The organism is Streptomyces sp. NPDC045287, from assembly GCF_056432325.1.
In genome coordinates this window covers 158,769-183,235 of sequence record NZ_JBWKJG010000010.1, presented here as the reverse complement: position 1 = coordinate 183,235, position 24,467 = coordinate 158,769, and the positions used below count along the sequence as shown (strand labels likewise).

General features: G+C 74.7%; 19 protein-coding genes and 1 pseudogene. 9 read left to right on the top strand and 11 right to left on the bottom strand.

Features of this window, described 5'->3' with window-relative positions; genetic code table 11:
* Positions 1-39: 39 nt before the first annotated feature.
* Both AC07D6_RS18565 and AC07D6_RS18560 read left to right on the top strand, forming a co-directional pair.
* Positions 40-987, top strand: a pseudogene (locus tag AC07D6_RS18565) (MsnO8 family LLM class oxidoreductase); the annotation flags it as partial.
* 193 nt (positions 988-1,180) lie between these two features.
* Positions 1,181-1,780 (top strand): NAD(P)H-dependent oxidoreductase, encoded by a 600-nt coding sequence (locus AC07D6_RS18560; protein WP_479045547.1) that lies wholly within the window; start codon positions 1,181-1,183, stop codon positions 1,778-1,780.
* A gap of 389 nt (positions 1,781-2,169) precedes the next feature.
* Here the strand turns inward: AC07D6_RS18560 and AC07D6_RS18555 are convergent, their stop codons facing one another.
* From AC07D6_RS18555 to AC07D6_RS18540, 4 genes are all read right to left on the bottom strand, one after another.
* Positions 2,170-4,317, bottom strand: coding sequence for a laminin G domain-containing protein (locus AC07D6_RS18555; RefSeq protein WP_479045545.1), 2,148 nt, complete (start codon positions 4,315-4,317; stop codon positions 2,170-2,172).
* A gap of 461 nt (positions 4,318-4,778) precedes the next feature.
* The gene (locus AC07D6_RS18550; RefSeq protein ID WP_479045543.1) at positions 4,779-5,525 is read right to left on the bottom strand and encodes a succinate dehydrogenase/fumarate reductase iron-sulfur subunit; all 747 of its coding nucleotides are present in this window, start codon (positions 5,523-5,525) and stop codon (positions 4,779-4,781) included.
* Positions 5,522-7,528 (bottom strand): fumarate reductase/succinate dehydrogenase flavoprotein subunit, encoded by a 2,007-nt coding sequence (locus tag AC07D6_RS18545; protein WP_479045541.1) that lies wholly within the window; start codon positions 7,526-7,528, stop codon positions 5,522-5,524. The genes AC07D6_RS18550 and AC07D6_RS18545 overlap by 4 nt, the downstream gene beginning before the upstream one ends.
* Position 7,529: 1 nt before the next feature.
* Positions 7,530-8,261 (bottom strand): succinate dehydrogenase cytochrome b subunit, encoded by a 732-nt coding sequence (locus AC07D6_RS18540; protein ID WP_315881557.1) that lies wholly within the window; start codon positions 8,259-8,261, stop codon positions 7,530-7,532.
* Positions 8,262-8,358: 97 nt separating this feature from the next.
* Between AC07D6_RS18540 and AC07D6_RS18535 the strand changes: the two genes are divergently transcribed.
* A complete protein-coding gene (locus tag AC07D6_RS18535; protein WP_315881556.1) occupies positions 8,359-9,246 on the top strand; it encodes a LysR family transcriptional regulator in 888 nt (295 codons plus the stop codon).
* 22 nt (positions 9,247-9,268) lie between these two features.
* On the opposite strand, the gene AC07D6_RS18530 is transcribed toward AC07D6_RS18535, so the two are convergent.
* Positions 9,269-11,437, bottom strand: a complete 2,169-nt coding sequence (locus tag AC07D6_RS18530) for a putative bifunctional diguanylate cyclase/phosphodiesterase (RefSeq protein WP_315881555.1) — start codon at positions 11,435-11,437, stop codon at positions 9,269-9,271.
* Positions 11,434-12,246: an SAM-dependent methyltransferase gene (locus AC07D6_RS18525; protein ID WP_315881554.1), complete on the bottom strand. Its 813-nt coding sequence runs from the start codon at positions 12,244-12,246 to the stop codon at positions 11,434-11,436. The genes AC07D6_RS18530 and AC07D6_RS18525 overlap by 4 nt, the downstream gene beginning before the upstream one ends.
* 1,200 nt (positions 12,247-13,446) lie before the next feature.
* On the opposite strand from AC07D6_RS18525, the gene AC07D6_RS18520 reads away from it, so the two are divergent.
* Both AC07D6_RS18520 and AC07D6_RS18515 read left to right on the top strand, forming a co-directional pair.
* Complete coding sequence (locus AC07D6_RS18520) at positions 13,447-14,211, top strand: bestrophin-like domain (RefSeq protein WP_315881553.1); 765 nt, start codon at positions 13,447-13,449, stop codon at positions 14,209-14,211.
* Between the two features lie 164 nt (positions 14,212-14,375).
* Positions 14,376-14,897, top strand: a complete 522-nt coding sequence (locus tag AC07D6_RS18515) for a hypothetical protein (protein WP_315881552.1) — start codon at positions 14,376-14,378, stop codon at positions 14,895-14,897.
* A 95-nt stretch (positions 14,898-14,992) separates the two neighbouring features.
* On the opposite strand, the gene AC07D6_RS18510 is transcribed toward AC07D6_RS18515, so the two are convergent.
* On the bottom strand, positions 14,993-15,478 hold the full coding sequence (locus AC07D6_RS18510; protein WP_479045535.1) for a hypothetical protein: 486 nt from the start codon (positions 15,476-15,478) through the stop codon (positions 14,993-14,995).
* A gap of 311 nt (positions 15,479-15,789) precedes the next feature.
* Here AC07D6_RS18510 and AC07D6_RS18505 point away from each other — a divergent pair, with 311 nt between their 5' ends.
* On the top strand, positions 15,790-16,467 hold the full coding sequence (locus tag AC07D6_RS18505; RefSeq protein WP_479045533.1) for a class F sortase: 678 nt from the start codon (positions 15,790-15,792) through the stop codon (positions 16,465-16,467).
* 51 nt (positions 16,468-16,518) lie between these two features.
* On the opposite strand, the gene AC07D6_RS18500 is transcribed toward AC07D6_RS18505, so the two are convergent.
* Entirely contained in the window at positions 16,519-17,394 is an 876-nt protein-coding gene (locus AC07D6_RS18500) for a polysaccharide deacetylase family protein (protein WP_315879504.1), read from the bottom strand.
* A 95-nt stretch (positions 17,395-17,489) separates the two neighbouring features.
* The gene (locus AC07D6_RS18495) at positions 17,490-18,683 is read right to left on the bottom strand and encodes a CapA family protein (RefSeq protein ID WP_479045529.1); all 1,194 of its coding nucleotides are present in this window, start codon (positions 18,681-18,683) and stop codon (positions 17,490-17,492) included.
* A 314-nt stretch (positions 18,684-18,997) separates the two neighbouring features.
* On the opposite strand from AC07D6_RS18495, the gene AC07D6_RS18490 reads away from it, so the two are divergent.
* The 3 genes from AC07D6_RS18490 (at position 18,998) to AC07D6_RS18480 (ending at position 21,512) form a co-directional block, all read left to right on the top strand.
* Complete coding sequence (locus AC07D6_RS18490) at positions 18,998-19,585, top strand: sigma-70 family RNA polymerase sigma factor (RefSeq protein ID WP_315879506.1); 588 nt, start codon at positions 18,998-19,000, stop codon at positions 19,583-19,585.
* A 193-nt stretch (positions 19,586-19,778) separates the two neighbouring features.
* On the top strand, positions 19,779-20,261 hold the full coding sequence (locus AC07D6_RS18485) for a hypothetical protein (RefSeq protein WP_479045527.1): 483 nt from the start codon (positions 19,779-19,781) through the stop codon (positions 20,259-20,261).
* A gap of 150 nt (positions 20,262-20,411) precedes the next feature.
* Entirely contained in the window at positions 20,412-21,512 is a 1,101-nt protein-coding gene (locus tag AC07D6_RS18480) for a carboxylate-amine ligase (protein WP_479045524.1), read from the top strand.
* Between the two features lie 13 nt (positions 21,513-21,525).
* Here the strand turns inward: AC07D6_RS18480 and AC07D6_RS18475 are convergent, their stop codons facing one another.
* Both AC07D6_RS18475 and AC07D6_RS18470 read right to left on the bottom strand, forming a co-directional pair.
* Positions 21,526-22,728 (bottom strand): sensor histidine kinase, encoded by a 1,203-nt coding sequence (locus AC07D6_RS18475; protein WP_479045522.1) that lies wholly within the window; start codon positions 22,726-22,728, stop codon positions 21,526-21,528.
* On the bottom strand, positions 22,725-24,458 hold the full coding sequence (locus AC07D6_RS18470; protein WP_479045520.1) for a sodium/solute symporter: 1,734 nt from the start codon (positions 24,456-24,458) through the stop codon (positions 22,725-22,727). The genes AC07D6_RS18475 and AC07D6_RS18470 overlap by 4 nt, the downstream gene beginning before the upstream one ends.
* Positions 24,459-24,467: the final 9 nt, after the last annotated feature.

The window sequence follows — 24,467 nt, the reverse complement described above, 5'->3', positions numbered from 1 at the left end:
GGCCCGCATCCCGGGTGGTAGCAGGGTGTACTACCGACCTGGGTGTCCGAGCACCACGGCGTGCCCGGGGTGGCCGGTTCGGCGCCGACGGTCCTGGCGGCCGCCGTGGCCGCGGCGACCTCGTCCATACGGGTGGGGACCGGCGGGGTGATGCTGCCGAACCACCAGCCGATCGTGGTGGCCGAGCAGTTCGGGGTGCTGGAGTCGCTGTTCCCCGGCCGGATCGACATGGGGGTGGGCCGTTCGGTGGGGTTCACCGACGGGGTGCGGCGGGCGCTGGGGCGGGGCAAGGAGGACGCCGGGGACTTCGCCGCGCGGCTGGACGAGCTGCTGGGCTGGTTCCGGGGGGCGCCGGAGGCCCACCCGGGGGTGCGGGCCCTGCCGGCGGAGGGGCTGCGGGTGCCGCCGTTCGTGCTGGCGACCGGCGCGGGAGCGGGGATCGCGGCGGCGGCCGGACTGCCGCTGGTCATCGGCGACCTGAAGGACCGCCCGAAGTTGCTCGCGGCGATCGACCGGTACCGTACCGGCTTCCGCCCGTCCCCGTGGGCGCCGGAGCCGTACGTGGTGGTGGCGGGCACGGTCGCGGTGGCCGGGACGGAGGAGGAGGCGGCACGGCTGCTGCTGCCGGAGTCCTGGTCGATGGCGTACGCGCGGACGCACGGCTCGTTCCCCCCGCTCCCCCCGCCCGGGGCGGTGGCCGCGCGGCCGATGACGGCACGGCAGCGGGAGCACTTCGAGTCGGGGCTGCGCGGACACGTCCACGGCACGGAGGAGCGGGTGCGGTCGGCGCTGGAGCGGATCGCGGCGGAGACCGGCGCGGACGAGCTGCTGGTGACGACGAGCACGTACGACCGGACGGCGCTGCGCGACTCCTTCCGCCGCCTGGCGCGCCTCGCGGGCCTGTGGCCGCCGCCCCGGACGGAGGAGCCGGCCGGTGGCCTGCGGCCCGGGCGCGGGACGCCCGTCGCGGAACACGGCCGTCCCTGACGGGTGCCGGCCGCCGTGGGGACCGCGGGAGGACGCCCGCGCGGGACGGCGAGCCACGGCGGGCGGCGGTTCCGCCCGGATCCCGTCGACCGGTTCCGCGAACGGTGCCCCACCCGCCATGATGATCAACTGGGTGGGGCCCGGCGCGGGTTCCCGCCCGGTCGACGACCGCCGATGTCCTTTTGGGGGATGAATGCCGCGCATAGGGGTCTACCTCGCGCACCCACGTCCGGGAAGCTTCAACCACGCGGTGTTCGACACCGTGGTGCGACACCTGCGCGACCTCGGGGGCGAGGTCCTCGCGCACGACCTGTGCGCCGAGGGGTTCGCGCCCGGGTTGTCCGCCGACGAGACGGAGACGGTCCAGGCCGCCACGGGCACCCTCGATCCGCAGGTGGCGCTGCACCGGGCGGAGGTGGCCACCCTCGACGCCCTGGTGTTCGTCCACCCGAACTGGTGGGGCATGCCGCCCGCCGTCCTCGCGGGCTGGGTGCAGCGCGTCCTCGTGCCCGGTGTCGCCTACAAGCTGGGAGCCGCGGAGGGAGAGCCCGAAGGGCTGCTGAAGGCCGGCCGGGCCCTCGTGCTGAACACCTCCGACACTCCGGCCGACCGCGAGGAGTCCGAGTTCGGGGACCCGCTGCACAGGATCTGGTCGGCGTGCGTCCTGCCGTACGTCGGCGTCACCGACGTCCGCCGGGTGGTCTTCCGGACGGTCACCGACTCCTCCGACGGGACCCGCGCGTCCTGGCTGGAGCAGGCACGCCACCACGCCGCCGCGCTCCTGGCCGACTGACGCACGGACCGCGCCGCGCGGGCGGAGGTGGCCCGCGCGCGTGGGCCGCCCCCGTCACGGACGCCTGCGGCGGGTACGGCACGCCGGACGGCCCGCGGGCCGGTGGCGTGTGCCGCCTCCGGGTCCCGACAACCGCCGAGGAGCCGGAGCGGCGGAGGACGCGGCTCCGGACGGCACAGGGCAGGCGGAAAGCCCGGGCAGGGCTGTGCGGAGCCGCCGGCCCGGGGCCGGAAACACGACGGGGCCGGAAACACGACGGGGCCGGAAACACGACGGGGCCGGAAACACGACGGGGCCGGAAACACGACGGGGCCGGAAACACGACGGGGCCCGCCTTCCCGCACGAGTGCGGAAGGCGGGCCCCGGGGCGATCGACCGGGCGGCTCCGCTCAGCAGAGGCAGGGGACGGTGCCCCGGCCCAACTGGAGGACGTCACGGTCGCGCAGCGCTCCTGCGTACGCCTGCACCTCGTCGACGTCGCCGCGCAGGTACTCGCCCCAGCCGTCACCGGCCTTCGCCCGGCCGATCTGCAGGGCGCCGGAGCTCCGCAGGCCGTCGGGGAGGGTCGCGGTCGCGGCCTCGCTGGTGTAGCCGTCGAGGTAGAGCTTGACCTGGTCGGTGGTGGCGTCGTAGACGACGGCCAGGCGGTGGCCCTGGCCCTGGCCGCCGTCCGCGGCGGCGATCTGGGACACCACCGTCTCCGCCGCGCCCGCCTCGTCACGCTGCGGCACCACCAGTTGCCAGGCCGACGCGGACGGGTCGTAGCGCACCTTGAAGACGTCCGTGTGCTCACCGGCCTGGGACAGCACGGTCATCGGGTGGGCCGGTTCGGAGTCGGCGAGGCGCACGACCGCACCGACGGTGAAGCTGTCCTCGGTGTCCACGACGGCGGTACCGGTCGTCGCGTACCCGGTCGCGCCGTCCAACTGCAGGTGGCCGTCGCCGACGAGTGCGTAGGGCACGTCGGGGCAGTCGGGGTCGAGGCCCGGGATGCAGGAGCCGTCCGGTCCGCGGTGGATCGTCGCGCCGGGGCCGAGGGCCAGCGGCTTCCCGCCGCTCCGCTCCGGGCTGGTGCCGCCCGCGGCGTTCTCCAGGGACCAGTGGCCGAGCGGAGCGGGCTTGCGGTGGGCGAGTTCGGTGATCTCGTCGGGTACCACGACCCGGTCGTGGGCCCGGACGTCGCCGATCTCGCCGTGCCAGTGGTCGTGGTAGCCGTCGCCGTCGCGGGCGCGGCCGATCTGGAAGGCGCCGGCGGTCCCGGAAGGCTCGGCTCCGGCCTCGGTGCCGACCTCCTGACCGTTGACGTACAGCCGCGCGTGGCCGGTCTCCGCGTCGTACAGGCCGAGCACGTGGGCCCATTCACCGGTCTTCGGGGTGCCGCCGCCGACGTGCGCGCCACCGGCGGTGAAGGACCAGAGGGGCCCGTCGTCCCCGGTGCGCACGCCCAGCGTGAACCCGGCGGCGCCGCCCGCGTCCTGGCTTGCGACGGTCATGTTCCGGTCCGTGCTCGCGGGGCGCGCCCAGGCGCTGACGGCGAAGGTCCCGTCGAGGCCGAGGACCGGGGCGTCCGGGCTGAGGAAGCCCTGGTCGCCGCCGTCGAGGGCGGCCACGGAGGTGACCGACGTGCCCCAGGGGGCGTCGGCGCCGAAGGCCACGCCGGAGCCGGCGCGGGCGGCGGGCCCGGACCGGGCGGCGGCGGTGGTGGACCCGGGCGCGTCGGACAGGGTCCAGTGGGCGACGGGGGCGCGGCCGGCCTCGACCATGAACGAGTACGTGGCGGCCCCGCTGACGCGGCCGGCCCGGTCGACCGCCTGGACGCTGAGCCGGTCCGGGCCGGGCCTCAGCGGCAGGTGGCGGATCGTGGCGGGGCCGCCCGGTTCGTCGGGGCGGACGGTGAGGGACCGGCCGCCGATGAATTCGTAGCGGTACGCGACGACGTCGTCCGACGGGGAGTCCGCGGTGAAGCCGGCGTACACGCCGACGCCGTCGTGGTACCTCTCGTCCGGGTAGTCGGCAGAGGTGACGACCGGTTCCTGCGGGCTGGTGTCGTCGTGGACGAACTGGCAGAGGGAGCCGTCGCCCTCGTCGCTCCAGTTCGAGACCGCCGTGCCGTCGACGGCGCGCACGTGCCACGAGACCACCGTGTTCGCCGGGACGTCCTCCGGTGCCTGCCAGGTCTGCCGCGTTCCCGACAGCGTCTCGTACGTCGTGTACGTCCGGCGCTGTTCGGTTCCGGCCGCGTCCGTCCACCACGCCTCGAACTCGCCCCTGACCACGTTGCCCTCGCCCGGCCGGTCGTCCTCCTCCGGGTCGTGCAGCACGGCGCTGAGCGCGGGCGGGGCGTCGACGTACGGCCGGTCCTCGCCCGCGGCACACGGCTGGATCCCGGTCCGCAGGTCCTGGACGAGCGGCTGGTGCGGCGGCAGGTCGGCAGCGGCCCAGGCCGTGCCGGGCGCGGCCAGCAGGGCGGCGGCCAAGCCCCCCACGACGAGGCCCCGGGCCCCTCTCCGGCGCGCTCCGCTTCTCGCTGTTCTCATGGTTTCCCTCCCCTGGGGCGCCTGCGGATCACAGGCGCCGCAGGAGGCTAACAGGACCCACTGACACCTGCTGCGTCGTTTTTCGGAGGGTCTCGGGCGATGGCCTGGAATCGTCACCCGCTCCCGGTCGGGCGCGCCGGTGGGCCCGCGGGGGCCGCGGCGGGGTGGTGCCGCGCGGGGCCCGAAGGGACGCCGCGGCCGGGTGCCGGACTGTGGTCGACGGCCCCGGCGGGAGCCGTGCCCGCCGGGAGGGCGCGGCCGGAGGGAGGGCCGTTCGGCCGCGGGCGGCCGGTGAAGGGGGACTCGCCGTGAACGGGGAAGGACCGGGCCCCGGGGGTCCTGCCGGGGCGCGGCCGCGCGGCCGTTCCTCGGCAGGACCCCCCGCGGAGCGCGACCGCCGTACGGAGGTCCTTCCGCCCCGGGGCCGGCTCCGCGGCGGGTGCCGCGGGGCGGAGGCGTCCTCAGAGCGCCCGGCGCCGCGCGGCCCGCAGCCACTCCTTGTTCATGGCGGAGATGGACGGCAGCGGGATGCCCTTCGGGCACGCCGTGGCGCACTCGCCGGTCAGCGTGCAGCCGCCGAACCCCTCCGCGTCCATCTGCGCCACCATGTCCAGCACCCGGCTCTCCCGCTCGGGCGCGCCCTGCGGCAGGACGTTGAGGTGGTTGACCTTCGCCGAGGTGAACAGCATCGCCGAGCCGTTGGGGCAGGCCGCCACGCAGGCGCCGCAGCCGATGCACTCGGCGTGCTCGAAGGCGCGGTCGGCGTCGGCCTTCGGCACGGGTGTGGCGTGCGCCTCGGGGGCGGAGCCGGTCGGGGCGCTGATGTACCCGCCGGCCTGGATGATCCGGTCGAACGCCGACCGGTCCACGACGAGGTCCTTGACGACCGGGAACGCGGCGGCCCGCCACGGCTCGACGTCGATCGTGTCGCCGTCCCGGAACGACCGCATGTGGAGCTGGCAGGTGGTGGTGCGCTCCGGGCCGTGGGCGTCGCCGTTGATGACGAGGCTGCACGCCCCGCAGATGCCCTCGCGGCAGTCGTGGTCGAAGGCCACGGGCTCCTCGCCGCGCAGGATCAGTTCCTCGTTGAGGGTGTCGAGCATCTCCAGGAACGACATGTCCGGGGAGATCCCGTCGACCTCGTACGTGGCCATGGCGCCGGGGGCGTCGATGTTCTTCTGGCGCCAGACGCGCAGGGTGAGCCTCATGCGTAGCTCCGCTGGGTGGGGTGGACGTACTCGAAGACGAGGTCTTCCTTGTGGAGGACGGGGGCCCGGCCCGTCCCGGTGAACTCCCAGGCCGCCGCGTACGAGAACTCCTCGTCCTTGCGGGCGGCCTCGCCGTCCGGGGTCTGGGACTCCTCGCGGAAGTGGCCGCCGCAGGACTCGGTGCGGTGCAGCGCGTCGAGGCACATCAGCTCGGCGAGTTCGAGGTAGTCGACGACGCGGTTGGCCTTCTCCAGGGACTGGTTGAGCTCCTCGCCGGTCCCGGGGACCCTGACGCGCCGCCAGAACTCCTCGCGGATCTCCGGGATCCGGTCCAGGGCCTCGCGCAGGCCCCGGTCGGAGCGGGCCATGCCGCAGCGGTCCCACATCAGCTCGCCGAGCTCCCGGTGGAAGGAGTCCGGGGTGCGGTCGCCGTCGACGGCGAGCAGCCGCCGCAGCCGGTCCTCGGTCTCCGCGACCGCCCCGGCCACCGCCGGGTGGTCGCCGGTGACGGGTTCGAGGGCGGGGACGCGGGCGAGGTAGTCGTTGATGGTGGACGGCAGGACGAAGTAGCCGTCCGCGAGGCCCTGCATCAGCGCGGACGCGCCGAGCCGGTTGGCGCCGTGGTCGGAGAAGTTCGCCTCGCCGATCGCGAACAGGCCGGGGACGGTGGTCTGGAGGTCGTAGTCGACCCACAGGCCGCCCATCGTGTAGTGCACGGCGGGGTAGATCCGCATCGGGACCTCGTACGGGTTCTCCGCGGTGATCCGCTCGTACATGTCGAAGAGGTTGCCGTACTTCTCCTCGACCTTCTTGCGGCCCATGCGCCGGATGGCGTCGGCGAAGTCCAGGTAGACGCCCTCCCGTCGCCCGCCCCCGCCCTCGACGGGGGAGCCTGCGGCTCCGCCTCTCCGGTTCTGCCCGCCGGGGCCCACCCCCCGGCCCTCGTCGCAGACGTTCTTCGCGGCGCGGGAGGCGATGTCGCGCGGGACGAGGTTGCCGAACGACGGGTAGATCCGCTCCAGGTAGTAGTCCCGCTCGTCCTCGGGGATCTCGTTCGGCGGGCGGGTGTCGCCCGGCGCCCTGGGGACCCAGATCCGGCCGTCGTTGCGGAGCGACTCGCTCATCAGGGTCAGCTTCGACTGGTGGTCGCCGGTGCGCGGGATGCAGGTGGGGTGGATCTGGGTGAAGCAGGGGTTGGCGAAGTACGCGCCGCGACGGTGGGCCCGCCAGATCGCGGTCGCGTTGGAGTTCATGGCGTTCGTCGACAGGTAGAAGACGTTGCCGTAGCCGCCGGACGCCAGGACCACCGCGTCCGCGACGTGGGTGGTGATCTCGCCGGTGACCAGGTTCCGGGCGACGATGCCGCGCGCCCGCCCGTCGACGACGACGAGGTCGAGCATCTCGGTGCGCGGGTGCATCTCGACGTTGCCGGCGGCGATCTGCCGGGACAGCGCCTGGTACGCACCGAGGAGCAGTTGCTGGCCCGTCTGGCCGCGGGCGTAGAAGGTGCGGGAGACCTGGACGCCGCCGAAGGAGCGGGTGTCGAGGAGGCCGCCGTACTCGCGGGCGAAGGGGACGCCCTGGGCGACGCACTGGTCGATGATCTGGACGGAGATCTGCGCCAGGCGGTGGACGTTGGACTCGCGGGCCCGGAAGTCGCCGCCCTTGACCGTGTCGTAGAAGAGGCGGTGGACGGAGTCGCCGTCGTTGCGGTAGTTCTTGGCGGCGTTGATGCCGCCCTGCGCGGCGATGGAGTGGGCGCGGCGCGGGGAGTCCTGGTAGCAGAACTGGACGACGTGGTAGCCCTGTTCGGCGAGGGTCGCGCCGGCGGAGCCGCCGGCGAGGCCGGTGCCGACGACGATGACGGTGTGCTTGCGGCGGTTGGCCGGGTTGACCAGCTTCGCCTCGAAGCGGCGGGTGTCCCAGCGCTCGGCGATGGGGCCCTTGGGGGCCTTGGTGTCGGCGATCGGCTCGCCGGTCGCGTACGAGGTGTAGGGGTTCATGTCAGCTCACGACTCCGGTCATGACGGCGACGGGTACGGCGACGAAGCCCGCCGTGAGGACCAGGGCGAGCGTGGTGGCGGCGGCCTTCAGGGCGCGGTCGCGGCGCGCGCTGCCCGCGCCGAGGGTCTGGGCGGCGCTCCAGAATCCGTGCCGGACGTGCAGGCCGACCGCGAGCATGGCGACGAGGTAGATGACGTTGCCGTACCAGGTCGAGAAGGTCGCGACGACGTTCTCGTACGGGTGGCCGGGCTGCGCGTTCTCGTTGACGGTGAGCGTCGTCAGGTCGAGCAGGTGCCAGACGACGAACAGGGCGATGATGACGCCGCCCCAGCGCATGGTGCGGGTCGCGTAGCTCGCGCGCCGGCGCTTGTGGACGTAGCGGGTGGGGCGGGCCTTCCGGTCGAGCCGGCTGAGCTGGTACGCCGACACGCCGTGGGCGATCACGGCGGCGAGCAGGCCCACCCGGACGATCCACAGCCCCCACCCGTGGTGGAGGACCGGGGCGCCCATGGTGCGCAGCCAGTGGCCGTAGGCGTTGAACTCGTCGGGACCGAAGAAGACCTTGAGGTTGCCCATGACGTGGGCGACGAGGTAGCCGAGGAGGATCAGGCCGCTGACGGCCATGACCGCCTTCTTGCCGACGGTCGATCCGAGGAGGGTGCGCCGGGGAGGGCGCCGGGGGGAGGGGTGCCGCTCCGTTCCCGAGGGGTGCGTCCGCGTTGCCAGAGCCATGTGACCGGACGCTAGGGCCGGAAGGCCCCAGAGGTCCAAGACATGGTCCGGCTGATCTCCATAGTCTTTCCCTATCACAGCCGCTTATGCTGGGAGCATGCAGTTCCAGCAGCTCGTGTACTTCGTGGCCGTCGCGGAGACGCGGCACTTCACCCGGGCCGCCGAGCGGGTCCACGTCTCGCAGCCGTCGCTGTCGCAGCAGATCCGGGCGCTGGAGAAGGAGCTGGGCGCCGAGCTGTTCAGCCGGGCGCGCGGCAACATCGCGCTGACGGACGCCGGCGAGGCGCTGCTGCCGCTGGCCCGGCGCATCCTGGCCGACGCGGACACGGCGCGGCACGAGGTGCAGGAGCTGGCCCAGCTGCGGCGCGGGCGGGTGCGGCTGGGGGCGACGCCGAGCCTGTGCACGGGCCTGCTGCCCGAGGTGCTGCGGGCCTTCCACGACCTGTACCCGGGGATCAGGCTCCTCATCGAGGAGGGCGGCTCCCACGACCTGGTGCGGGAGCTGGCCCGCGGGGCGCTGGACCTCGCGCTGGTGGTGCTGCCGCTGCCGACGCCGTCGCCCGCGCTGACCACGGTGGAGCTGCTCCAGGAGGACCTGGTGGTCGTGTCGTCGGCGGCGGACCCGGCGCCGCGGCGGCCGGTGCGGATCGCGGACCTGGAGGGGCGGCCGATGGTGATGTTCCGGCACGGGTACGACCTGCGGGAGCTGACGGTCGCGGCGTGCCGGGCGGAGGGGTTCGAGCCGTCGTTCACGGTCGAGGGCGGCGAGATGGACGCGGTGCTCGGGTTCGTACGGGCCGGGCTGGGCGTGGCGGTCGTGCCGAGCATGGTGGCGGCGCGGGCGGGACGGGACCTGCGGGTCACGGCGCTCGCGCCGCCGGGGCTGCGGCGGACCATCGCGCTCGCGCACCGGAGCGACGTCGCACCGCCGCGCGCCGCCCGCGAGCTGCAGCGGGTGCTGCTGCGGTCGACCTCGGGGGGCTGAGCGGCCGGCCGCGCGGGGCCCGCTACACCGCGTCGGCGAGGAGCAGCGAGTGGATGCGGTCCGGGGCGCCGGGCCGGGCGTAGTACCAGCCCTGGGCCGTGTCGCAGCCCAGGGCGCGCAGCTGTGCGGCCTGCGCCGCGGTCTCCACCCCCTCGACGGTGACGGCGAGCTCCAGGCTGTGGGCCAGGGAGACGATGCCCTCCACGATCTTCATGTCGACCGGGTCGGCCGGGTGCTGCTGCATCCCGCGGGTGAAGGAGCGGTCGAGCTTCAGGACGCTCACGGGGAGGCGGCGCAGGTTGGCCAGGTTCGAGTAACCCGTGCCGAAGTCGTCGAGCGCGATGTCGACGCCCATCTCGGCCAGGTGCCGCAGCGGCTTGAGGAGGTCTTCCTCGGCGCCGATCAGGGCCGACTCGGTGACCTCCAGGCACAGGGCGCGGGGGGCGAGGCCGGAGCGCTCCAGGATGTCGGTGATCTCGCCGACCAGACCCGGGTGGTGGAGCTGGGTGGGCGACAGGTTGACGTTGATGCGCAGCGGGCCGCCGTCGGCGTGGCGGTGCTTCCAGAACCTGGCCTGCCGTACCGCCTCCTCCAGGACCCAGCGGCCGAGCGGCACGATGAGGCCGGTGTGCTCGGCGAGCGGGATGAACCGGTCGGGGCCGAGCACGCCGTGCTGCGGGTGGCACCAGCGGACCAGGGCCTCCGCACCGTGCACGGTGCCGTCGCCGAGGTGGACGAGCGGCTGGTACTCGATGAAGAACTCGCCGCGGTCCAGGGCGGCGGGCAGCGCGGTCGTCAGGCCGTGCCGGGTGATGGCGCGGGCGTCGGCCTCCGGGTCGGCCCGCTCGTACCGGTTGCCGCCCGCCGACTTGGCCCGGTACATGGTGATGTCGGCGCTGCGCAGCACGTCCGCCGGGCCGCGTTCGCCGGCGCGGCCCTCGACGATGCCGATGCTGCCGCGCACGGTGATCTCGCGGCCGTCCAGGCTGATCGGGGTGGACAGGGCGCCCAGGATCCGGCAGGCGAGCTCCTCGGCGTCCCGCGCGGTGACGTCCGGGCCGGTGGTGAGCGCCACGAACTCGTCGCCGCCGAGCCGCGCGACCATCTCGCCGGGCGCGGTCGCGCAGGACTCCAGGCGGTCCGCGACCTCGACGAGGAGCCGGTCGCCGGCGGCGTGGCCGAGGCTGTCGTTGATGGCCTTGAAGCCGTCGAGGTCGAGGTAGCAGAGGCCGAAGCGGGTGTCCTCGCCGGCCGCGAGGGCCTTCTCCAGGCGCTCGGAGAACAGGCTGCGGTTGGGCAGCCCGGTCAGCGCGTCGTGGGTGGCCTCGTAGCGCAGGCGCAGGTTCAGCAGCCGCCGCTCGGTCGTGTCCTCCATGAGGGCGAGCTGGTACTGGGGACGGCCCTCGGGGTCGCGGAGCAGGGAGACCGTCAGGTTGGTCCACAGGACGGTGCCGTCGGAGCGGTAGAACGGCTTCTCCACGCGGAAGTGGTCGCGTTCGCCGCGCACCAGCTCCCCGTACAGGTTCCAGACGTGCGGGGCGTCCTCGGGGTGGACCCACTCGGTGACCTTGCGGCCGCGGACGACCTGCTCCAGGCCGCCGAACATCCGGGTGAGGGCGCCGTTGACGTCGAGGACGTTGCCCTCCAGGTCGGCGATTCCTATGCCGATGGCCGCGTCCTCGAAGACGGCGCGGAAGCGGGCCTCCGTGGCGTGGAGGGCCTGTTCGGCGAAGGCCCGGGCGGCGAGCGCGGACCGGGCGATGGCCTCCTGCTCGCTGAGGGTCCGCTCGCGCAGCGCCCGGGCGAACCCGGCGGCCAGGGCGTGCTGGAGGCGGGCGCAGCGGGCCCGCAGGTCGTCGACGGGCGTGTCGGCGCCGGTGCCGCAGTAGAGCACCAGGTACGAGTCGACGACGCCGAGCGTACGGCTCAGGGCGTCCGGGTCCGTGCAGTGCGCGGCGACCAGGGCGGCGCCGACCGACTGGGCGGGCGCCACGTCGAAGGGCCGGGCGCGCAGCGCGGCGCTGAGCCGCCGGGCGAGCGGCAGCAGGTGCTGTTCGAATTCGGTGCGGGTCATCGACGTGGCCGTGACCGGGAAGATGGCCCGGCTCCATATCGTCGCGAACCGCTGGAGTCTGTCCTCCAGGCCGTCGGGTTCCGCCGTGGAACCCGACGCCTGCGCCGGCGTGTTCACCCCTTGCGCCCCACCCCGGCGAAACCCGAGAAGGCGTAGGGGTCCTCCTGCTCGGGCGGGGTGTCGGGCCGCCAGTGCGGCATCGCCACGAGCCCGGGGTCGACCATCTCGCAGCCGTCGAAGAACCGGGCGACCTCGTCGCGGGAGCGCATCACCAGCGGGTTGCGGATGTCGCGGTACACGCCGACGGTGCCGCCGGCCTGCTCCTGCGGCACGGGGATGCCCTCGAACGACGCGTGGGTGAGGATGATGAGACTGCCGGGCGCCAGGGCGTCGCGGAGCTCGGCGACCGCCTCGTACGGCTGGTCGGAGTCCTCCAGGAAGTGCAGGACGGCGACGAGCAGCAGCGCCACGGGTCGGTCCAGGTCGAGGAGCCGGGCCACCTCGGGGCTGCGGAGGACGTCCTGCGGCTTGCGGAGGTCGGCGGCGGCGATGTCGGCGCGGTCGTTCCCGTCGAGCACGGCCTTGCTGTGGGCGACGGCGACCGGGTCGTGGTCGACGTACACGACGCGCGCCTCGGGGTCGGCCTGCTGGGCGACCTCGTGGACGTTGCCGAACGTCGGGATGCCGGAGCCTATGTCGAGGAACTGCGCGATGCCCTCGCCGACGGCATGGCGTACGGCGCGGCGCATGAACGCCCGGTTGGCCTGCATGATCTTGGGCAGGCCCGGCAGGAACTCCATGGCCCTGCGGGCGGCCTCGCGGTCGACTTCGAAGTTGTGGGAGCCGCCCAGGTAGTAGTCGTAGATGCGGGACACGCTCGGCACCGAAAGGTCGATGCCCGGCGGGGCCCAGGCGGGACGGTCCATCGAATCTCCAACAGTCGCCACAGTGTTCGGCCTTGGTGGGGGCCGGTGTTCGAGCCGAGGCTACTGATCGCCCGCCTGGAGGGCGAGGGGAAACGGAAAAATGCGGTCCGTTCTTGGTCACAGGCCACTGGCACGTGCGCCTACCGGTCGGTCGCAGCCCGGGCCGGAGTCGCGCGTGGGGGACTCTACCGGGGCGCCCCGACCGGCTTCCCGCGGGGCGGCACGGGGTACCGGGCACCACGACCGGCCGCCCCGGGTCGTCCGCCGGTGCGGGCGGCCCCTCGGGGGACGGGCGGAGCCCCGGCGAACCGGCGCGCAGCGGTGCATCGGCCGGCCGGCAGCGGTGAGCCGCCCGGCGCCGGAGCGGGTGGGGCGCCGCGTCACGACGCCGGGCCGACGCGGACACGGGCACGGGTACGGGCACGGGTACGGGTACGGGGGGCCAACGTGGAAGGCATATAAGGGAGTTCGTCCGGAGCGTGGTGGCGACAGGCGTTCGAGCGGTCTCCACCATCAGGCGAATGGGCACGCTTCCCCGCGCGGTGCGCCGTCGGTCCGACCATGCTCATCGGCGTGTACGGAACCTTTGTCGCACGGGTGTTGGCGAGCGTGGCGCTCGCCTGGCCGCTCGCGCTCTCCCCCGCCGTGTCGACGCCGGTGTCGGCGCACAGCTGCGCGTACGCGTCGACCGGCCCCGGCGGCCGTGCGGAGGTGGTGGCCGTCGCGGGCGGCTCGCGCTGCACCCCCTCCCCGGCGCCTTCGCCGACGCCCTCGGCCTCACCCTCACCGTCGGCCTCACCCTCACCCTCGCCTGCGCCGTCGGCGACACCGACGCCCGGTGCGACGCCGTCGCCGACGCTGGGGCAGCCGCCGACCCCGAGGCCGGCGCCGCCGCCTCCCCCGCCCGCGCCGCCGGCGACGAGCGCGCCCCCGGCGGTCCCACCGGGGGTGCGATCGTCGCCGGTGCCCTCTCCCCCGGCGCCCGCCGTACCCGCGCCGCCGCCTCCCCCACCTGCGCCGCGTCCGTCGGCGGTGCCCGCCTCCCCGCCGCTTCCGCCGCCCGGTTACCGGAGCGCGCGGCGACAGAAGGCGGAGGACGGGCCGTCCATGGTGTCGGTGATGCTCCTCCTCACGGTGCCCGCCGTATTCGCCGCGGTCGCCCTGCGCCCCCGCTCCCGCTGAGACAGAGAGGGAATCCCCGTGTCGGAATGGCTTGTTCTCGCCCTTGCGATGGCCGCCGCGTGCGCGGTCGTCCTCACGATCGCCGTCATCAACAACCGCCGGGTCGGCGAGGACGACGACCCGACCGAGACGCCGGACGTCATGGAGTACATGACGATGATGATCGGCGTGGTCTACGCGATCGTCCTCGGGCTCGCCATCGCCGGCGTCTGGGAGGGCCGCGGCGCCGCCCAGGAGAGCGTCCGCCAGGAGGCGCAGGCGCTCCACGAGGTGGTGGCGCGTTCGGAGGTGTGGCCCGCCGACGTGCGGGGGCGGATCGCCGCCGACGTCGACGCGTACGTACGCCACGTGATCGGCCCCGAATGGCGGGCCATGGCCGAGCGGGGCGAGGTCACCGCGGAGGGCGACGCGCTGCTGCACCGGGTGCGGCGCGCGGTCGCCGGCCACCGGCCGGCCGACGCGCACGAGGCGGAGGCGTACCAACCGCTGGTCGACCAGGTGGCGGCGGCCGACGACGCGCGCAGCGCGCGGGCCGCCACGGCGGGCGAGACGATGCCGGGCGTGGTCTGGTTCGGGCTGGTCACGGGGGCGCTGATCGCGGTGGGGTTGATCTTCGCGCTGCAGATCCGGCGGACGTTCCGGGAGTTGCTGCTGGCGGGGCTGTACAGCGCGCTGATCGCGTTCCTGCTCTTCCTGATCTGGGCGATCGACGCGCCGTTCGGGCGCGGCGTGTCGGCGACGACGGAGCCGTTCCTGCACCACTTTCCGCATCTGGGCAACTGAGCGGGACACGGATGCGAGCCGGACGGGTGAACGAATGCCCCATTCGCCCGTCCGGAGTCGCGGGTGTGGTAAGGCGCTTCTAGCGTTCCGGTCATAGAGGGTCATGTCACAGCTTGTGCGGAAGTCGGTTCCGCAGTGCCCCTCGGGACCGGAGGACTCATTCCATGCGTGCGATAGGTGCCGCTTCCGCCGCTCTGCTCGGAGCGGCGGCTCTCGCCCTCACCGCTCCTCCCGCGACCGCGGCGGACCGGTTCGTCGTCTCCCCCTCGACCGTCAACCCGGGCGGCCGCGTCGTGCTGTCCGCGCCCGGCTGCCCGGGCACCGCCATGGCCTCGTCGGGCGTCTTCGACACCGCGACCATCCCGGCGGGCGGCTCGACCGTCGCCACCGTCGACTGGGACGCCCGTCGGGGCACGGTCTACACGGTGTCCTTCACCTGCGCCGGGGGTTCGCCCGGCTCGGCGCGGCTGACCATCGCGCCCGCGAGGACCGGCTCGACCGCGGTGCCGACCGTGACCCGGACGACCACCGTCACCGTCGCCCCCTCGGGTGTCCGGGGCGGCCTGGGCGGCAGCGTGGGCACCTGGGACGCCGGCGAGCTGGCCGCGGGCGGGGCGCTGGTCGCCGCGGCGGGCGCGGGCGCGGTCTACGTGGTGCGCCGCAGGACCGCGGGCCGCCGCCACTGACGCCCCCTCGCGCCGCGCGGCTGCGCCCGTCGCCCCGAGTCCCGGCCGGGACTCGGGGCGACGGGCGTAGTCGGCCGACCGGGAGGTTCGGCCGGTCAGGCCTTTCCGCTGCTCGGGCGGCGGCGACGGTTGACGAACACGGCGCCGCCGAGGGCCGCGGTGCCGACGAGCGACGCCCCGACGGCCACCTCGGTGGAACTGGGGGCCAGGGAGCCGCCCAGGCCGCCGTCCGTACCGCGGCCACGGATGACGGTGAAGGACGCGGTGGCGACCCGTGGGCTGTCGCTGCACCTGACCGCGAGGTTGTACCTGCCCGGCGTGGCGTGGTCATAGATCCGCGGCGTGGCGGCGGAGTGGCCCGAGGCGTTGACCGTGAGGGCCGTCTTGGGGAACGCGTTGGACGAGACGGTGCCGCCGTGGCCGCACCCCATGGCGCTGACCGCCAGGCTGCCGCCCTGGTGCACCTGGGTCGGGGAGACCGTGACGTTCGTCGGTCCTTTGGTGGCGTTGGCGAGCGGGGCCGCGAACCCGATCACCGCGCAGGCGGTGGCGGCCACCGCGAGGGCGCGTGAAGCACGCATCGTTGAACCTCCAGCGGAAGACGCCCCGAAGCGGCGCTCCGGGAAATCGACGGATGCGCCTCCCATGACGAACCCTCACCGGACATTTCGAACCTCGCATTTCGGCGGTGCGCCACCCCGGTGAGGCGACACGCCCGGAAAGCGGGGCCCTTGTCTGACGGATCCGCAGGTCACGCCCCGTCAGGCGGATCCCGTAGATGACTCGGACGGGTCATCACCCGTCTGCCGCACCGCCACCCGTTCGCCGCTCTGTGATCGCCGGGTCCGCGGTCCGCGCTTACCGTGCGGGAAGAGGCCACGAAGGGAGAAGCATGGGCCTGGAGCGCAGAGGCGTCGCGGACCGAAGTGCCTGGGACGTGATCAGGGGACGCCGACCGTGGGGCGCGCTGGCGCTCGTCATGCTCACCGGCCTCGCCATGATGCGGAACGGGGTCGACGCGTCGTCGGGGCCGCCCCAGCCGGCCGGCGCGGTGTCGGTGGAGCGGGGGCGCACGGTGGCGGCGCCGAAACCGTCGGCGGGGCTGCGCCCGCTGGAGTACGCGCCCGCGTCCCGGGTGCGGATCGAGGCGCTGAAGGTGGACGCGCCGATCATCGACGTGGGCCTGGACGGCGAGGGCTGGATCAGCGCGCCCCCGCCGCAGGACCCGAACCTCGCGGGCTGGTACCAGAACGGCATCTCGCCGGGACAGTCCGGCACGTCGGTCATCGTCGGGCACGTCGACAACGAGTCGGGGCCCGCGGTCTTCTACTCGCTGGGCACGCTGAAGCCGGGCGACCGGGTGGAGGTGACCCGGTACGACGGCCGCGTGGCCGTGTTCCAGGTGTACGGCGTCGAGGTGTACGAGAAGGAGGACTTCCCCGGCGTACGCGTCTACGGCGACACCGGCCATCCCGAGCTGCGGGTCATCACCTGCGGCGGGGAGTACTCGCGGGCCGGGGGCTACGACGGCAACGTGGTGGTCTTCGCCCGGCTGGTCGCCACCCGCTGAGCGCCGCCGCCCCCGCCGCGGCGGGCGGGGGCGGCGGCTTTGCGGCCCGCGTCACCGGCGCGGCACGGTGAGGTGGTACCCCTCGTCGAGCAGCCTCGGCAGGTACGTCCGCAGGGCGCGCACGGTCTGCGAGCGGTCGCCGCCCGCGTCGTGGGAGAGCACGACGACGCCGGGCGCGGCCCCGTCCAGGACGCGTCGCACGATGGTCGCCGTGCCGGGCTCCTGCCAGTCGAGGGTGTCGACGGTCCAGGCGAGCGGCTCCATGCCGAGTTCGGCGCCGATCTCGAAGGAGAGGCGGTTCCAGGCGCCGTACGGGGCGCGGTACCACAGGGGGGCCGAGCCGGCCGACTGCTCGATCACCTCGCTCGTCGAGCCCAGCTCGTCGCGGATGCGGGAGGGCGGCAGCTTCGGGACCAGGGGGTGCGACCAGGAGTGGTTGCCGACGACGTGCCCGTCGTCGACCATCTCCCGCAGCAGGTCGGGGTGGTGGACGGCCATCTCGCCGCAGACGAAGAACATGGCCCGCACCCCGTAGTGGCGCAGGGTGCTCAGGATGTCCGGGGTGTAGCGGGGGTCGGGCCCGTCGTCGAAGGTGAGGACCATCGTGTTGCCGGCGCCGGAGACCCGCAGGAACGGCCGCTGCCGCACCGGCGGCAGGGCACGCCGGAAGCGGGGCGGGGCGTACGAGGTCATGGGGTGGAGCCGGTACGGGGAGGACGCCACGGGTCGGCTCGCGGCGGGTCCCCCGGCGGGGGCGGGTGCCGGGGGCCGCGGCGCGCGCGGCGGTGAGAGGCGCGCGGGCGGCGCGGTGGTGCCGGGCGCGCCCGCCCGGTCCAGGCTGAAGAGACCGACGGTGGTGGTGGCCCCGAGCGCGGCGGCGATGCGCAGCACCATCCGCCGCCCGGAAGGCATCTGGTCTTTTTTCATGACCAATGCTCCGCACGGGCGACCCGCGGAACAGGTGCGCGACACCGGGCGCGCGGGGCGAAAGCACCCGTTGGGACGAGCGGCCGGGCAGCCGGTCACGGGGCCCGGACGAGGCCCTGGGCGCCCGCGCCGCGGCTGAGGACGACACGGGTGATGCGGTCCCGTACGGGGGCGAGCGCGGTGTTCCCGGACGCGACGGCGGCGTTCAGGTCGACGACGCGGTGGGCGGCGGTGTCGAACCACTGCGGGACGAACTCGGCCCGCGTGACCTCCCAGCGGCCGCCGGGGGTGCGGGGCGGGGTGAAGGTGAAGCGGGCGATGGTCCCCTCGTTGCCGCGCGGGTCGTGGGCGCCGGAGTGGTTGACCATGGCCCCGGCGACCTGGTCGCCCATGCCGTAGACGACCCAGGTGCCGTTGACCTTCTCGTACGCCTGGGGGACGTGGGCGTGGGTGCCGAGGACGAGGTCGACGTCGGGGCGGCCGTCGGTGGTGGCCGCGGTGAGGGCGCGGCCGAGGGTGAGCTGCAGGCGGTCGGGCGCGGTCTGCCACTCGGTGCCCCAGTGGAGGCTGATGACGACGACGTCCGCGCCGGCCTCGCGGGCGGCGCGGGCGTCGCTCAGGACGCGGCTCTCGTCGATGAGGTTGACGGACCAGGGCCGGTCGGCGGGGACGGGGGCGCCGTTCGTGCCGTACGTGTAGGCGAGGTGGGCGACCCGGGCGCCGCCGGCCTCCAGCAGGGTGGGGGTGGTGGCCTCCTCGGCGGTGCGGGCGGAGCCGGCGTGTGCGACGCCGACCCGGTCGAGGTGGTCGAGGGTGCGGCGGATGCCCTCGGGGCCGTCGTCGAGGGTGTGGTTGGAGGCGGTGGAGCAGGAGTCGTAGCCGGTGGCGCGCAGGGCGTCGGCGATCTGGGGCGGGGACGTGAAGGACGGGTAGCCGGTGAAGGGGCCGCCGTCCTCGCCGTACACGGTCTCCATGTGGCAGAGGGCGAGGTCGGCCGCGGAGATGACGGGGGCGACCCCGGCGAACATGGGCCGGAAGTCGTATCCGGCGCCGTTCGCGTCGGCGCGGGCCGCCCGGATGACCGAGGCGTGCGGGAGGACGTCGCCGGTGGCGGCGAGCGTGAAGGGCCTGGCCGCGGGGGCGGCGCGGCCACCGGTGGCCGGGGACGCGGGGAGCGGGAGGGCCGGGAGCCGCGGGGCGGCCGTGCAGGCCGCCGCGGCGGCGCCGAGCAGGGCGGTGGCGGCGAGGGCCGTCCGGCGGGTCGTGCGCCGCGTCGTCCGGTGGGGCATGGGGGCTCCCTGGGGTTCGGGGCGGGGGAAGACAGAGGAAAGGGGAGGGAAGGCGAGGGAAGCCGGGGGAAGTCAGGGGAAGGGGGCCTCTCCGAATCCACAACCGGGCATAAGGAACAGTCAATAATTCAGTGGCATAAGTACGATAAATTCGCCTCATTGGCCTCATGTCCTCGCGCCGACCGTTCGGCGCACCACTCGCCGCTCGGTGCGACCGCTCGTCGCAGACCTCGGTGCGCCGCCTGTCCGGACGGGCCCGGATGCGTTCGGATACCGCTCGTGGGTCCTGGAGCCGGCGGGAAGGGATGTGAACGATGACGACGGCCACGACGACCACCGACGAGCGGGCCTTGGAGGAGCTCCAGCGGGAACACGGACCGGCGCTGCTGAGCTTCCTCCTCGGGCTCACCTACGGCGACCAGCAGCGAGCCGAGGACCTGCTGCAGGAGACGCTGGTCCGGGCGTGGCAGCACCCCGAGGCGTTCGAGGCGCCGTACGAGTCGATGCGGCCCTGGCTGTTCACGGTCGGCCGGCGGTTGGCGATCGACGCGCGGCGCTCCCGCATGGCGCGCCCGACGGAGATCGGGGACGGGGTCCTCGCCACCACCCCCGACCCGGCCGACCCCACCGAGTCCGCGGTCGCGGCGCTCGACATCCGGGCGGCGGTGGCCGGGCTGAGCCCCGCGCACCGCGCCGTGCTGGAGCGGATCTACTTCGACGGGCTGACGGTCAACGAGGCGGCCGAGGAGCTCGGCATACCGGCGGGGACGGTCAAGTCGCGGTCGTACTACGCGCTGCGGGCGCTCGGACGGTGCCTGCCGGGGTACAGCCGGGCGTTCCCGGGCGCCGGCAGGGGCGCCGACAGGGGCCGGCTGCCGTCCGCCGGGCGGTCCGGCGCCTGAGCCCGCCCGTCTCCGGGGGCCCATCGGATGCGTTCCTTCCCAGGCGTAACGGCACGGACGGGAACGTATGCGAAACCACACCGTGAAGTTGTGCAAAGAGCGGCCTCTCGCCCGGCCTTTCGGTGGAGGCTCGTCGTCTAGGGGTGCGTGGCCGAGTGACGCGCGCGAGAACGTCCGGGAGAAGGTGGGAACGTTGCGGCCCGAGAGCACGAACGGCACCGGCGGGGGCGGCCTGGCCGTCCCGATGGACTGGCTGTGTGCCGAGTACCTGGCCGACGAGCTGCTGCGGAAGGGCGGGCTGGTGGAGACCGGCTCCCTGGAGTACGTGGCGGGCCGCCGGACGCTCGCGCTGACGGTCTACCTCAGCGACGGCGCGGGGCCGGAGGAGCAGGTGGAGGAGTGGCTGGACCGCACCTCGTACGACCACCCCTGGCCGGAGTGGGTGCGGGAGCGGCTGGCCGCGCGGCGGGAGCGCGAGGGCGAGGGCGAGCCGGGGGTGGCCCTGGCGCTGGAGACCTGGCGGCTGCTGGAGGAGACCCAGTTGTTCGCGGCGGACCTGGGAGCGCTGCCGGCGCCCTCGGCGGCCGGGGTCGCGGTGGACGAGTCGGCGCGGGCGTGGCTGCCGTCGTGGCAGCTCGGCCTGCCGCTCTGCCACCTGGCGCTCCACCTGTACTGAACCGGGACGGCCGCGCGGGTCCCGAAGTGCCCGAAACGCGCCGTTGCCGAGGGCGACCGCGCCGGTCATCCTGTGGGGGGCCGCCGGTGCCTGCCGGCGCCGCACCGAGCGCGTGTCCGTACGGCTGGGGCGGAAGTGGTGGTGGTCCTGATGGTCGCGGTGCCCGCGGCTGGCGAGGTGACCCTGGGCGTCGAGGAGGAGTTCCTCCTGCTCGACGCGGTCGGCGGCAATCCGGTGGGCGGCGGCGGTGACGTCCTGGACGCCGACCGGGCGCGGCACCGGCCGGACGGCGGGCCGGGGCGGGCGCTCCAGCGCGAGCTGCTGACGACGATGGTGGAGACGGCGACCGCCGTGTGCACCGACCTGGCGGGGCTGCGCGCCGAGCTGGCCGCGGCCCGGGACCGGCTGGGCCGGGCGGCCCGCAAGACCGGTCTCCGCCCGCTCGCCAGCGGCACGGCGCCGATGGCCGCGCCGGCCCGCACCGTCACCCCGACCCGTCACTACCGGCAGATGGCCCGGCTGTACGGGCGGCTCACCGACGAGACGGAGACCTGCGGCTGCCACGTCCACGTCGGCGTGCCCGACCGGGAGTCCGCCGTGGCCGTCCTCAACCACCTGCGGCCCTGGCTGCCGGTCCTGCTCGCGCTCTCCGCCAACTCCCCCTATCACCAGGGCGCGGACACCGGTCACGCGAGCTGGCGCGCGCTCGTCCTGTCCCGCTGGCCCACCCACCAGATCCCGCCCCGCTTCGCCTCCGCCGAGCAGTACGACCGGACGGTCGCCGCCCTGCGCCGCACGGGCGTGCTGCCGTCCCGCGCCACCAACGCGTACTGGTTCGCGCGCCCCTCGAACCACCTGCCGACCGTGGAGGTGCGGGTCGCGGACGTCACGCCCAGCGTGGACGAGGCCGTGCTCCAGGCCGGGCTCACCCGCGCCCTGGTGACCACCGCGCTCGACGCCGTCGTACGGGGCCGGCCCGCGCCGCGGCTGCCCGACCACGCGGCGGGCGCCGCCCTGTGGACGGCGGCCCGGTACGGGGTGCGCGGCCCCGCCCTGCACCCGGTGACCGGCGACCGCGTCCCGGCGGCCGAGGCGGTGCGGGCCCTGCTCGACCGGGTGCGCCCGGCGCTGGAGGCGAGCGGCGACGAGGCGGAGGTGCGGGATCTGGTGGAGCGGGTGCTGGCCCACGGCACGGGCGCCGACCGGCAGCGCCGCCGCGCGTCCCCGGACACGCCGTGGACGGCGCTGTAGGGGCGCCGGGCCGCTAGGGCGCGTCGCGGTGGACGCCCGCCCGGTACTTGGGGACGCGGACGGTGACCTTCATGCCCGCGTCGATGCCCGTCTCCACCACCAGGCCGTACGCGTCGCCGTACACCTGGCGCAGCCGCTCGTCGACGTTGGGCAGGCCGATGCCGGACGACTGCGGGCGCTCGCCCGCGAGGATGGCGCGCAGCACGTCCGGGTCCATGCCGACGCCGTCGTCCTCGATGGTCACGACGGCCTCGGCGCCCGCGTCCCGGGCGGCGATGGTGATCCGGCACGTCCTGCGGGAGTCCTCCAGGCCGTGCTTGACGGCGTTCTCCACCAGCGGCTGGAGGCACAGGAACGGCAGCGTCACCGGCAGCACCTCCGGCGCCACCTGGAGCGTCACCTGGAGCCGGTCGCCGAAGCGGGCCCCGGCGAGCGCCAGGTACTGCTCGATGGAGCGCAGTTCGTCGGCCAGCTGGGCGAAGTCGCCGTGCCGGCGGAACGAGTACCGGGTGAAGTCCGCGAACTCCAGCAGCAGCTCCCGCGCCCGCTCCGGGTCGGTGCGGACGAACGACGCGATCGCGGCGAGCGAGTTGTAGACGAAGTGCGGGGATATCTGGGCGCGCAGGGCGCGGATCTCCGCCTCGATGAGCCGCGTCCGGGACAGGTCGAGCTCGGCCAGTTCGAGTTGCACGGAGACCCAGCGGGCGACCTCCGTCGCGGCCCGCACGAGGACGGCGGACTCGCGCGACCCGTACGCGACGAGCGCGCCGACGACGCCCTCCTCGCCGGTGAGCGGGGCGATGACGGCCCAGCGCAGGGGGCAGCCGGGGTCGGCGCACCCGGCTCGCACGCTCTGCCCGCGGCCCGACGCGAGGACCCCCGCGACGTGCTCCATGACCTGCTCGGCGTGGTGGCCGCCGGTGCCGTCCCAGGCGAGGACGGCCGTGCGGTCGGTGAGGGCGAGGGCCTCGGTGCCGAGGAGGGGGCGCAGCCGGCGGGCGGCCTTGCGGGCGGTGTCCTCGGTGAGCCCGGCGCGCAGGGGCGGGGCGGCGAGGGACGCCGTGTGCAGGGTGTGGAACGTGGCGCGTTCGACGGGCGTGCCCAGGTCGAGGCCGTCGCGCCCCTCGCGCCGGGCGGCGAGCCGACCCAGGGCGAATCCGGCGGCGAGCAGCAGCGTCCCGGCGGTGGCGAGCGCGGCGAGGAGCGTCCCGGTCACCGCTGGGCCCCCTCGGGCTGGGGGCGGCCGATCAACCCTTCGGGCAGGTGCAGCCGGGCGAGGGTCGCCGGGGTGCCGGGCGGGATGTGGCGGGGGGTGGCCAGCGACACGCAGACCATGGTGAGGAAGCCGAGCGGTACGGACCACACGGCCGGCCAGGCCATCAGGGTGTGCGGCCAGCCGTCCGGGGCGAGTCCGGCACGGGTCGCCATGACGGCCGTGAGCGCGGCGCCCCCGCCCGCGAGGAGCCCGGCGACGGCGCCCGGCGGGGTGAGGCGCCGCCACCAGATGCCCAGGACGAGCAGCGGGCAGAAGGAGGAGGCGGACACCGCGAAGGCGAGGCCCACCGCGTCGGCGACCGGCACGTTCGACGCGACGAGGCTCAGCCCGAGCGGCACGGCCATGGCGATGGGGGTCGCCAGCCGGAAGTGGCGCACGCCCCGTGACGGCAGCACGTCCTGGCTGAGGACACCGGCGACCGACATGGTCAGCCCGGACGCCGTCGACAGGAACGCGGCGAACGCGCCGCCCGCCAGCAGCGCCCCCAGCAGCTCCCCGGCCAGGCCGCCGACGAGCCTGTCCGGCAGGACCAGCACGGCCGCGTCGGCGTCGCCGGTCAGGGCCAGTTCGGGCGCGTAGATCCGACCGAGCGCCCCGTACACGGGCGGCAGCAGGTAGAACGCGCCGACCAGGCCGAGGACGACGAGGGTGGTGCGGCGCGCGGCGCGCCCGTGGGGGCTGGTGTAGAACCGCACGGCGACGTGCGGCAGGCCCATGGTGCCGAGGAAGGTGGCGAGGATCAGCCCGTACGTCGCGTAGAGCCGCTGCCCGTCGGGCTCGCCGGACAGGGAGCCGGACCAGCCGAGCGGGTCGCCCGGGTCGGGGACGCGCTCGGGGACGGGGACGCCGGACGGGAAGCCGAGGACGGTTCCGGCCTCGACGCGGTGCAGGCCCTCCCCGAGGGTGGTCCGCCGCCCGTCGTACGCGGTCGTGTCGACCGTGCCGGAGACGGTGACGGTCAGCGGGGCGTCGAGGGAGAGGCGGACCGTGTCGTCGACGCGGACGGAGGTGTGCTCGCGGAAGACGGCGGGCGCGTCGAACCGGGCGCGCGGCGCGTCGTCCGCGGCCCAGGCGGTGACCAGGAAGAGCGCGGGGACGAGCAGCGCGGTCAGCTTGAGCCCGTACTGGAACGCCTGGACGAAGGTGATGCTGCGCATGCCGCCCGCGGCGACGGCGCCGGTGACGACGAGGGCGACGAGGAGGCCGCCGAACCAGTCGGGCGCGCCGGTGAGGACCTCCAGGGTGAGGCCCGCGCCCTGGAGTTGCGGCAGCAGGTAGAGCCAGCCGATGCCGACGACGAAGAGGCTGGCGAGGCGGCGGACGTACGGCGACTCCAGGCGGGCCTCGGCGAAGTCGGAGAGCGTGTACGCGCCGGAGCGGCGCAGCGGGGCGGCGACGAGGACCAGCAGGACGAGGTAGCCGGCGGTGTAGCCGACCGGGTACCAGAGCATGTCGGGGCCTTGGAGGAGGACCAGGCCCGCGATGCCGAGGAAGGAGGCCGCCGAGAGGTACTCGCCGCTGATGGCGGCGGCGTTGAGGGCCGGCTTGACCGTCCGCGAGGCGACGTAGAAGTCGGAGGTGGTGCGGGAGATGCGCAGGCCGAGGGAGCCGATGAGGACGGTGGCGGCGACGACGACGGCGACCGCCGCCATCGCGTAGTTCTGGTTCACCGGCCCGGC

Excerpts from the sequence above, each read along its gene's own strand:
- AC07D6_RS18560 (WP_479045547.1), top strand. The coding sequence starts at position 1,181 with ATGCCGCGCATAGGGGTCTACCTCGCGCACCCACGTCCGGGAAGCTTC.
- AC07D6_RS18555 (WP_479045545.1), bottom strand. The coding sequence starts at position 4,317 with ATGAGAACAGCGAGAAGCGGAGCGCGCCGGAGAGGGGCCCGGGGCCTC.
- AC07D6_RS18550 (WP_479045543.1), bottom strand. The coding sequence starts at position 5,525 with ATGAGGCTCACCCTGCGCGTCTGGCGCCAGAAGAACATCGACGCCCCC.
- AC07D6_RS18545 (WP_479045541.1), bottom strand. The coding sequence starts at position 7,528 with ATGAACCCCTACACCTCGTACGCGACCGGCGAGCCGATCGCCGACACC.
- AC07D6_RS18540 (WP_315881557.1), bottom strand. The coding sequence starts at position 8,261 with ATGGCTCTGGCAACGCGGACGCACCCCTCGGGAACGGAGCGGCACCCC.
- AC07D6_RS18535 (WP_315881556.1), top strand. The coding sequence starts at position 8,359 with ATGCAGTTCCAGCAGCTCGTGTACTTCGTGGCCGTCGCGGAGACGCGG.
- AC07D6_RS18525 (WP_315881554.1), bottom strand. The coding sequence starts at position 12,246 with ATGGACCGTCCCGCCTGGGCCCCGCCGGGCATCGACCTTTCGGTGCCG.
- AC07D6_RS18515 (WP_315881552.1), top strand. The coding sequence starts at position 14,376 with ATGCGTGCGATAGGTGCCGCTTCCGCCGCTCTGCTCGGAGCGGCGGCT.
- AC07D6_RS18510 (WP_479045535.1), bottom strand. The coding sequence starts at position 15,478 with ATGCGTGCTTCACGCGCCCTCGCGGTGGCCGCCACCGCCTGCGCGGTG.
- AC07D6_RS18505 (WP_479045533.1), top strand. The coding sequence starts at position 15,790 with ATGGGCCTGGAGCGCAGAGGCGTCGCGGACCGAAGTGCCTGGGACGTG.
- AC07D6_RS18500 (WP_315879504.1), bottom strand. The coding sequence starts at position 17,394 with ATGAAAAAAGACCAGATGCCTTCCGGGCGGCGGATGGTGCTGCGCATC.
- AC07D6_RS18495 (WP_479045529.1), bottom strand. The coding sequence starts at position 18,683 with ATGCCCCACCGGACGACGCGGCGCACGACCCGCCGGACGGCCCTCGCC.
- AC07D6_RS18490 (WP_315879506.1), top strand. The coding sequence starts at position 18,998 with ATGACGACGGCCACGACGACCACCGACGAGCGGGCCTTGGAGGAGCTC.
- AC07D6_RS18480 (WP_479045524.1), top strand. The coding sequence starts at position 20,412 with ATGGTCGCGGTGCCCGCGGCTGGCGAGGTGACCCTGGGCGTCGAGGAG.